Annotated in this window: 8 protein-coding genes and 1 pseudogene; 4 read left to right on the forward strand and 5 right to left on the reverse strand. The window is 67.7% G+C overall.

Going from position 1 to position 9,548, the window contains the following annotated elements:
- Window positions 1-8: 8 nt before the first annotated feature.
- The 3 genes from J3476_RS02070 to J3476_RS02080 form a co-directional block, all read right to left on the reverse strand.
- On the reverse strand, window positions 9-2,618 hold the full coding sequence (locus J3476_RS02070) for a LuxR C-terminal-related transcriptional regulator (RefSeq protein WP_286182515.1): 2,610 nt from the start codon (window positions 2,616-2,618) through the stop codon (window positions 9-11).
- A 265-nt stretch (window positions 2,619-2,883) separates the two neighbouring features.
- The gene (locus tag J3476_RS02075) at window positions 2,884-3,360 is read right to left on the reverse strand and encodes a CAP domain-containing protein (RefSeq protein ID WP_207064963.1); all 477 of its coding nucleotides are present in this window, start codon (window positions 3,358-3,360) and stop codon (window positions 2,884-2,886) included.
- Between the two features lie 22 nt (window positions 3,361-3,382).
- A complete protein-coding gene (locus J3476_RS02080; RefSeq protein WP_207064959.1) occupies window positions 3,383-4,906 on the reverse strand; it encodes an amidase in 1,524 nt (507 codons plus the stop codon).
- 63 nt (window positions 4,907-4,969) lie between these two features.
- Between J3476_RS02080 and recO the strand changes: the two genes are divergently transcribed.
- From recO to J3476_RS02095, 3 genes are all read left to right on the forward strand, one after another.
- Window positions 4,970-5,806 carry a DNA repair protein RecO gene (gene recO / locus J3476_RS02085; protein ID WP_207064960.1) on the forward strand — a complete coding sequence of 279 codons (837 nt, stop codon included), beginning with the start codon at window positions 4,970-4,972 and terminating at the stop codon, window positions 5,804-5,806.
- Window positions 5,739-6,638, forward strand: coding sequence for a decaprenyl diphosphate synthase (locus J3476_RS02090; RefSeq protein ID WP_207064961.1), 900 nt, complete (start codon window positions 5,739-5,741; stop codon window positions 6,636-6,638). Before recO ends, J3476_RS02090 begins: the two co-directional genes overlap by 68 nt.
- Before the next feature lie 110 nt (window positions 6,639-6,748).
- On the forward strand, window positions 6,749-7,165 hold the full coding sequence (locus tag J3476_RS02095; RefSeq protein WP_207064964.1) for a hypothetical protein: 417 nt from the start codon (window positions 6,749-6,751) through the stop codon (window positions 7,163-7,165).
- Between the two features lie 49 nt (window positions 7,166-7,214).
- Here J3476_RS02095 and J3476_RS02100 read toward each other — a convergent pair whose 3' ends face one another.
- Both J3476_RS02100 and J3476_RS02105 read right to left on the reverse strand, forming a co-directional pair.
- Window positions 7,215-7,619 carry a Fur family transcriptional regulator gene (locus J3476_RS02100; RefSeq protein WP_207064962.1) on the reverse strand — a complete coding sequence of 135 codons (405 nt, stop codon included), beginning with the start codon at window positions 7,617-7,619 and terminating at the stop codon, window positions 7,215-7,217.
- Window positions 7,616-7,981, reverse strand: coding sequence for a metalloregulator ArsR/SmtB family transcription factor (locus tag J3476_RS02105; RefSeq protein ID WP_152517755.1), 366 nt, complete (start codon window positions 7,979-7,981; stop codon window positions 7,616-7,618). The genes J3476_RS02100 and J3476_RS02105 overlap by 4 nt, the downstream gene beginning before the upstream one ends.
- An 84-nt stretch (window positions 7,982-8,065) precedes the next feature.
- Between J3476_RS02105 and J3476_RS02110 the strand changes: the two are divergent.
- Window positions 8,066-9,424 (forward strand): annotated as a pseudogene (locus J3476_RS02110) (glycine--tRNA ligase); the annotation flags it as partial.
- Window positions 9,425-9,548: the final 124 nt, after the last annotated feature.

A 9,548-nucleotide genomic window follows, 5' to 3' on the forward strand; every position in this document is an offset into this window, starting at 1 on the left:
GAAACCGCCTACGCCCGCTGGTGGGGCAGTAGCGCGGCGAGTTCGTTCCGGCTTGTTGTCCCGGTCTTCGACATGGCCCGGTAGGTGTGGCTTTCGACCGTCCGGACCGAAAGGTGAAGACGCTCGGCGATACGTCGACTCGACATGCCCTGACCGATCAGTGTGGCGATCTCACGTTCGCGAACGGTCAGCGGCAGCGGTTCGAGAACGCCGAGCAACGCCGGAGTGGACGCACCGGTTCGCTCCGCGAGCTCCGATGCTCGCGTCGCGCAAGACAGAGCTGAGCCGCGCTTCCCGGCACGGCGAAACCCCAGCGAGGCGTACGCGGCCGTGTCCGCCGCTGCCACGAGGTCGCCCATGAGCTCGAACTCCCCGGACAGCTGCGCGAGAGCACCGACATCCATATCTCGCAACGCTTCAGCGAATCGCGCCACCAACTGCACGCGGGGCCCGTCCACGCGAGTTTCGAGTTCCTGCAGGCGGGATGCCGCTCCGCGGTAACCGAACTGGATCGCGGTCTGCAGGCACAAGACTTCAGCTGCGAACTGTCCTTTGGCGGAGGCTCGGCGTGCTGCTGACAGCAGCAAGTCGATTCCCTCGTTGACTGCGCCCTCTGCGGCCGCCACCCACGCGCGAGCGCGGCTCTGCTCGTGGTCGAGCTGCCGGAACGGTCGCGGCATGTGTTCCAGGAGAGCCAGATCGGCGGTGGCCTCGGAGAGGCTGCCTCGTACGGCGAGCGCCTCGATTCGTGGGATCAGGTATCGATAACCCCAACCCAGAGAGTGCTTTGCGCACAGGAGTGTTACCGAGTCCTGCAGGAGCGCACATGCCGAGCGCAAGTCACCAGCGGCGATGGCAGCGCGCCCGGCTACGGCGGCCCCGAGCGGACGAGCGGTGCCAGTGAAGTCCGCGGCCTGCTGACGAATCCGCGTACCGACGTCGAGGGCTTCATTGACCCGCCCGGCCAGAACCAGTGCGCTGACGTGTGAGTCGGCGATGTTGAACATCATGTGCGGAGCATCGAAAGATCTCGTTGCGGTCACATAACCGCTCTCGGCGGCGCTGACAGCCTCAGTCGTCTGACCAGCTTCTGCGTAGACAGTCGCGAGCACCCAAGCCAGTTCGGCACCGACCACCGCAGGCATGTCGTCAACGGCAAGGCCGCTCGATGCGCGTAGCGCGGCTTCGGGCTCGTCCACGGCGAACCAGTACACCGCACGAAAGGTGTCGATGTACGCCCGATGCTGAGCCGAAACGTTTTCCGCAGCCTCGTCGATGACCGCTTTGGCTGTGGCGGGATCCCCGCGACTCCAGAGCATGTTGCTGGAACGCAGGAAGCCCACGCGCGCGCGTCCATCACTCTGCAGAACGGATCGGTCGATGCGGGCGAGCGCGGCCTCGGCCTCGTCGCCGCGACCGAGCCACGAAAGCGCATGCGCCCGCGTCAGTTCAGCCTCCAGACCGCCGCCGGATCGTACAGCTGCCTCCGAAAGGCGCTCGGCTAGAGCAAGATCTGCCAGCCAAACCGCACTCTGAGCTGCCTTGGTCAGCAGTTTTTCGTCGGGCGGTCGGTCAGATTCGAGACCCAGCGTCGCACGGCGCACCAGGATGTGTGCGTCGTCGTCGGCGCCTGACGCGTCGAGTTCGCCGGCGACGAGGCCGCGCAGTCGCCTCAATTTGGTCGCCGGTGCGCATCGTCTGCGTACCTCACCGTAGAGGGGGTGGGCCAACCGGACAGCCATGCCGCGGTCGGTTGACACCACCACAACCAGGCCACTGGTCTCGGCGTCTTCGATCGCACGTTGATCGGTGATCCGCGCAAGAACGGACAGCTCGATTGGTTCGCTGACAGAAAGGGTGTCGATGACATCGCTGACGGAGGCGGGGAGGGTGCCGATGCGGGATTGAATCAGTTCGACCAGGCTCGTCGGGACCACGGGCTCCTCGACCCATTGCCAGACCTCACCCCGGTGGCGCTTCATGCGCCCATCGGCGATTTCCTGTTCGATGATGTGGCGCAAATACAAGGGGTTCCCGCGGGTCAGGTCCCAAAGCCGGCTTGCCGCGCCCTTGTCGATGTCGGCGCCCAGCGCAGTGGAGAGCAGGACGGATGTTTGTTCGGCAGACAGCGGCTCCAGCTCGAGGCGTTCGAACTGGCCCATTTTCCAGATCTCCCGCACCGCCGCAGGGGTTGGCGCATCGTCCAACAGCGTGAGGACCAGCTTTGCGGCGTTGCGCTGCATGATCTGGTTCACGACGTATGCCGAGAGGTCGTCAAGAAGGTGCACGTCGTCGACGACAATGACAACCTCGGTGCTGGGCGGGGCGTGTGTCACCGCGTCGATTACACCGGTGAGCAGGTGAACCGAGTCCGGGACCTCAGCCGCGGTCCAAGAACTGAAGGCGCCGAGTGGAATAGCCCGGCCGGAGTGCGTACCCGTGATGAGCCTGGTTTGGCATCCGCGTGCTTGCGCGGCGGTCAGCGCCTCAAGGGCGAGCCGACTCTTGCCAACACCCGCTGACCCGGAGATCACGACGCCGGAAAACTCCGTCATCAGCGCGGCATCGACCCTTCGCAGCTCCTCCGAGCGGCAAATCAACGGCCACGACGGGCGCACGGTTGAAGTGTAAAGGCGAATTCGGGGACGCGACTGCAGAACTTCAGGCTGAAACAGACGACATTGTCGGTCGGCAAGACGGCACCGAGTGCTCTCGCACATCGGCGGCCACAACGAAGCTCGACAGCGTTGCATCCGGGGCGCGGCGGTATGTACACCGCCGGCCTAAATCTGTGCACCACCAGGGCCCGCGGGGAAGAACTCAGCGACGCTGCTCGGAGAGGCTCGGGAGCAATCGTCCGGCTGGCCCGTCTGTGCCAGGGTTCTAACCGGGCTGGCCGTAGACCGCGACGACGACGGTGCGGTCCAGGCTGTTCTCCGACCACACCCCGATCTGGGTGTTGGCGCAGTTCGACATGATCGCCATGTAGTCGGGCCGGTAGTACCACTGGTTGAGGATCTCGATCCCACTGATCGCCAGCGCCGGGTTGATCGCCACCGTCTCGGCGACCGTGCCGACGAAGCCCGCGTTGCGGGCACGGTCCTGCGGCGTGGAGCCGTCGGAACCGATGTCGCCGTTGAGGGCCCGGTTGTTGAGGACATCCCTGGTGTGCCACTCCGCGGCCAGCTGCAGCTGCGGATTGATCTGGATGTCGGTCTCGCAGTCGTTGTGCTGCTGAATCGTGTAGACGTTGACCACGACGCTCTCGTTGAGGCGCCGGTTGTCGGCCTGGGCGGCGGGCGCCACGACGGCGGGAACGGCGACGGCGCACGCGAACGCCGCCGCGGCAGGCAATACCACGCGACCGGTCACGGTCGGGACATTACGCGACGACGCCCGCCACCGAGTCGGGAGCGGCAAGATTCGTGGTGTCCGGGGCCGGCTCCGGCGGGGCGATCCGGGTGTCCCACCAGTTCCGCGGTTGGTGGGTCGCCCAGCCGTTGAGCGCTTCCAGCGCCGCCGCCAGCGACACCAGCAGCGGCTCGCTGTTGGCCGGCCCCATCAGCTGCACACCGATGGGCAGACCGTCGGAGGTGAACCCGGCGGGCACGCTGATCGACGGCCAACCCAGCAGGTTCCACGGCCACGTCGCCGGGCAGGCCCGGATCATCGCGCGGTCGGTGGCCAGGCCGGAGAGCCCGTCGAAGCTGTGCACCTGCGGGGGCGGCAGCGCGGTCGTCGGCGCGATCACGACGTCGGCCAGGTTGAAGATCCAGCCGACCCGACGCTGCGTGGCCGCCTCGTTGGCGCGGGCCTTGCGCAGGATGTGCTCGGAGAGCAACCGGCCGACCCTGGCGTTGGCGCGGGTGCGTTCATCCAGTTCGACGCGGTGTCCCAGCCGATCGATCCACTGGGGGATGCCGGACGTCGACCGGGCCAGGAAATTCCATGACATGCGCAGGTCGTAGTCGGGGTCGGCGGAGGTCACGGTGTGCCCGAGCTGTTCGAGCTGGCCGGCGACGTTGTCGAGGGCTTCACGGATCTCGGGGTGCAGGCGGGGACGGAACACCGCGTAGGCGAACTTGGTCGAGATGGCCACCCGCAACGGTCCGGGCGCCTGGGACACGAAATCGGACACGGTCACCGGCGGCGGGGTGTGCAGGTCGCCGGGCGCGTTGCCGGCGACGGCGTCGAGCACCAGGGCGGCGTCGGCCACCGTGCGAGCCAGCACTCCGTTGACGGTGATGCCGTTGAACGCCTCGGGCAGCGGCCAGGTCGAGATGCGCCCGCGCTGCGGCTTGATGCCGACCAGATGCGTCCAGGCGGCCGGAATGCGCACGCTGCCGGCGCCGTCGGAGCCGATCGCCGCGGCGACCAGGCCCGCGGCCACCGCGGCGGCGCTACCGCCCGACGAGCCGCCCGGGGTGTGCTCGCGCGACCACGGGTTGCGGGTGTGCCCGAACGCCGGCCCGCTGGTGAACGGCCACTGGCCGAGCTCACAGGTGTTGGTCTTGCCGACGATCACCGCTCCCGCGGTGCGCAGCCGACGCACCATCTCGGCGTCGGTGTCGGCGGGGTGGACGGTGCCCTGCGCCCCGAAGCGGGTGGGCACGCCCGCGACGTCGACGTCGTCCTTGACCGCGATCGGGACGCCCAGCAGGGGACGATCAGCGGTGTCACGGCCCGACGCGCGCAGCCGGTCGGCAGCCGCGGCGTCCGCGAGTGCCTGGTCGGTGAGCACCACCCGGAACGCGTTGAGGGTGGACTGGCTGGCCTGGATTGCCTCCAGCGACCTGCGGACCAGGTCGACGGACGTCACGGTGCCGTTGGCGAGCTGGTAGAGCTGCTCGCCGAGGGTGGGAAAGCGGTCCCCGGGCCGGTCTCGAGGGGGAGGAACGTCAGGCATCACCTACGAGGGTATCGGCGCTGCGAAGCACATTTCGTCCCCCGGCAGTGGGAGACTGGGCCGATGCGTCTGTACCGGGACCGGGCGGTGGTGTTACGCCAGCACAAGCTCGGCGAAGCCGACCGCATCGTGACCCTGCTCACGCGTGACCACGGGCTGGTGCGGGCCGTCGCCAAGGGGGTGCGGCGTACCCGCAGCAAGTTCGGCGCGCGGCTGGAACCTTTCGCGCACATCGACGTTCAGCTGCATCCGGGCCGCAACCTGGACATCGTCACCCAGGTGGCCGCCATCGACGCGTTCGCCTCCGACATCGTCAGCGATTACGGCCGCTACACCTGTGCGTGCGCGATGCTGGAGACCGCCGAGCGGCTCGCCGGTGAGGAGCGGGCCCCGGCGCCCGCGTTGCACAGACTCACCGTCGCCGCGTTGCGGGCGGTGGCCGACGGCAGCCGCCCGCGCGAGCTGCTGCTCGACGCCTACCTGCTGCGGGCGATGGGAATCGCCGGATGGGCGCCGGCATTGACCGACTGCGCCCGCTGTGCCGCACCGGGGCCGCACCGCGCCTTCCACGTGGCGGCCGGCGGCAGTGTGTGCGTGCACTGCCGGCCCTCCGGGTCCGCCACCCCACCCCAGGCGGTGCTGGACCTGATGGCCGCGCTCTACGAGGGTGACTGGGAGCACGCGCAGACGTCGTCGGGGTCGCATCGCAGCCAGGCCAGCGGTCTGGTGGCGGCGCACCTGCAGTGGCACCTGGAACGGCAACTGCGGACGCTACCCCTCGTCGAGCGGGTGGATCGGAGCGCCGTGGCGGGCATCAGGCAGGATGTGGCGCATGGCAACGGAACGCGCCGGGCGGCGGAAGGGTCAGACCAGCTACCCTCAGCTGCCCCCGGCGCCTGACGATTATCCGATGTTCCCGGACACCTCGACGTGGCCGGTGGTGTTTCCGGATCTGCCACCCAACACCAACGGCAGATTCTCGCGTCCGCCCCAGCACACGTCCAAGGCCGCCGCGCCGCAGATCCCGGCCGGCCAGGTGCCCAACCACGTCGCGGTGGTGATGGACGGCAACGGGCGGTGGGCCACCCAGCGCGGCCTGCACCGCACCGAAGGCCACAAGATGGGTGAGGCGGTGCTCATCGACATCACCTGCGGGGCCATCGAGATCGGTATCAAACACCTGACGGTGTACGCGTTCTCCACCGAGAACTGGAAGCGCAGCACCGAGGAGGTGCGCTTCCTGATGGGCTTCAACCGGGAGGTGGTGCGTCGGCGTCGGGAGAACCTGAACGCGATGGGCGTGAACATGCGCTGGGTGGGTTCGCGCCCTCGGATGTGGCGCAGCGTCATCAAGGAGTTCGACATCGCCGAGGAGATGACCATCGGCAACGACGTCATCACGATCAACTACTGCGTCAACTATGGCGGGCGCACCGAGATCGTCGAGGCGACCCGTGCGCTGGCGCAGGAGGCGGTCGACGGCAAAGTCAAGCCGAGCCGGATCAGCGAAGCCATGTTCGCCAAGCATCTGCACCGATCCGACATTCCCGACGTGGATCTGTTCATCCGGACCTCGGGGGAGCAGCGGGCCAGCAACTTCCTGCTGTGGCAGGCGGCCTACGCCGAGTACGTCTTCCAGGACAAGCTGTGGCCCGACTACGACCGCCGCGACCTGTGGGCGGCCTGCGAGGAATACGTCAACCGCAACCGCCGCTTCGGCAGGGCCGAATGATGTGCCTGAGCGGCAGAGCCGAATGATGTGCCTGAGCGGCAGGGCCGAATGATGTGCCTGAGCGGCAGGGCCGAATGATGTGCCTGAGCAGGCGCGCCTGAATGGAGCGCATGGAGCTGTCGGAGCGGCTGGAGGTCGCGCTCACCGAGATCCTGCCGGTGCAGCGCGAGGACGACGGTGCGCTGACGGTGCGTCACGACGAGACGTTCGCCTCGTTGCGGGTGGTCACCATCGCCGAGGGACTCGAGATGGTGTCGCTGACCCAGGTGCTGGCGTGGGATCTGCCGCTCAATGCGAAGATCCGTGCCGCGGTCGCCAAGCACGCCCACGACACGCTGCTGGGGACGGTGTCGCTGGTCGAGAAGATCGGCGCCGCGAAGACCGGGTCCGGTTCGGCCAAGAAAACCGGTGACGTGCTGCTGCGGTACAACTTCCCGGCCGGCGGGTTGAGCGACGACGCGCTGCGCACCCTGGTGATGATGGTGCTCGCCACGGGCGCGGACGTGCGTCGTGCGCTGGTCATCTGATGACCGGGCCGTGTCTGCCGACGGGGCCTCGGTTGTCTGACGACCGGTCCTAGTTGTCTGACGGCAGGGCGCCGCAGCGGCTGCACAGCCCGAAGATCTCCACGGTGTGGGTGACCTCGGTGAAGCCGTGCTTACGGGCGACCTCGGCGGCCCACTTCTCCACCTGGCTGCCCTGAATCTCGACTGTGCTGCCGCAGGCCCGGCAGACCAGGTGGTGGTGATGATGATCCGAGCACAGCCGGTAGACCGATTCGCCGGTGTCGGTGCGCAGCGTGTCGACCGTTCCGGTGGCCGCCATCTGCTGCAGCGTCCGGTAGACGGTGGTCAGACCGATGCCTTCGCCCCGCTTGCGGAGTTCGTCGTGCAGTTCCTGCGCCGAGCGGAAATCGTCCAGATTTTCCAGCAGCGCCGAGATCGCGGCACGTTGGCGGGTCGCACGTACGGCGCCAGTCACTGTTCGACCTCCTCGGCACTGTGGGTCACGGCAGCCACGACGATATCGGCCAGATGATGGTCCACCAAGCGGTAGAAGACTTCCCGGCCGGATCGCTCGCCGTCGACGACCCCGGCCGCCTTGAGGATCCGCAGATGCTGGCTGACCAGGGGCTGAGGCAGGCCCAGCGCGTCGACCAGTTCGTGTACGCATCGGGCGGCTTCGCGCAGCTGCAGCACGATGGCGATGCGCACCGGCGCGGCCAGGGCTCGCAACAGCTCGCCGGCGGTGTCGAGGACGGCGCGGGGCGGCAGCTCGGGCGGCGGCGCACCTCCGTGGTCGTGTCCGGCGGGCGGGTCAGCCTTAGTGGCAATGATTTCCATTAATGACCACGATACATGCGTGGGAGCGCATGTCAATCGATCTCGGATGAGCGTCGGCCGTCGGCGTCGCTACGCTGTCAACCCGTGGCTCCGTCTTCGATCATCGACACCGTTGCGAATCTGGCCAAGCGCCGTGGACTCGTCTTCCAGTCCGGCGAGATCTATGGCGGCACCAAATCCGCCTGGGACTACGGCCCGTTGGGTGTGGAGCTCAAGGAGAACATCAAGCGGCAGTGGTGGCGCGCGGTCGTCACCGGCCGTGACGACGTCGTCGGCCTGGACAGCGCGATCATCCTGCCCCGCGAGGTCTGGGTGGCCTCGGGCCACGTCGAGGTGTTCAACGATCCGCTGGTGGAATGCCTGAACTGCCACAAGCGCCACCGGCAGGATCACATGCAGGAGGCGTACGCCGAGAAGAAGGGCTTGTCGGACCCGGACTCGGTGGCGATGACCGACATCGTGTGTCCGGACTGCGGCACCAAAGGCCAGTGGACCGAGCCACGCGACTTCAACATGATGCTGAAGACCTACCTGGGCCCGATCGAGACCGAGGAGGGGCTGCACTATCTGCGTCCCGAGACCGCGCAGGGCATCTTCGTCAACTTCGCCAACGTCGTGACGACCGCGCGCAAGAAGCCGCCGTTCGGCATCGGCCAGATCGGCAAGAGCTTCCGCAACGAGATCACCCCGGGCAACTTCATCTTCCGCACCCGCGAGTTCGAGCAGATGGAGATGGAGTTCTTCGTCGAACCCGCGACCGCGCCCGAGTGGCATCAGTACTGGATCGACACCCGGCTGCAGTGGTACGTCGACCTCGGCATCAACCGCGACAACCTGCGCCTCTACGAGCACCCGAAGGAGAAGCTGTCGCACTACTCCGATCGCACCGTCGACATCGAGTACAAGTTCGGCTTCGCGGGCAGCCCCTGGGGTGAGCTGGAGGGGGTGGCCAACCGCACCGACTTCGACTTGTCCACGCACGCCAAGCATTCCGGTGCGGACCTGTCGTTCTACGATCAAGCCACCGAGACGAGGTTCGTGCCGTACGTCATCGAACCCGCAGCCGGGTTGACCCGCTCGCTGATGGCGTTCTTGATCGACGCCTACACCGAGGACGAGGCTCCCAACGCCAAAGGCGGTGTCGACAAGCGCACCGTGCTGCGCCTGGATCCGCGGTTGGCGCCGGTCAAGGCTGCGGTGCTGCCGCTGTCACGCAACGCCGACCTGTCGCCCAAGGCTCGCGACCTGGCCGCCGAGCTGCGCACGTCGTGGAATGTGGAGTTCGACGACGCGGGGGCGATCGGGCGCCGCTACCGCCGCCAGGACGAGATCGGCACGCCGTACTGCGTCACGCTGGACTTCGACTCCCTCGAGGACCACGCCGTGACCATCCGCGAGCGGGACGCGATGACCCAGGAGCGGGTGGCGATCAGCGNNGCTGCCAGGGTCGCCGATCCGCCGCGGCGACAGCCCTGGGTGCAATGTCGGTGGGTGGGCGAGCGGCGCAACCCGGCATTTCTCGCGACGGAACGCCCCGGGAGCTAGAAGCGGCCGCCGCCGCCGCTGA

The sequence above is a fragment of the Mycobacterium sp. PO1 genome (genome assembly GCF_017312405.1).
Lineage (GTDB): Bacteria > Actinomycetota > Actinomycetes > Mycobacteriales > Mycobacteriaceae > Mycobacterium.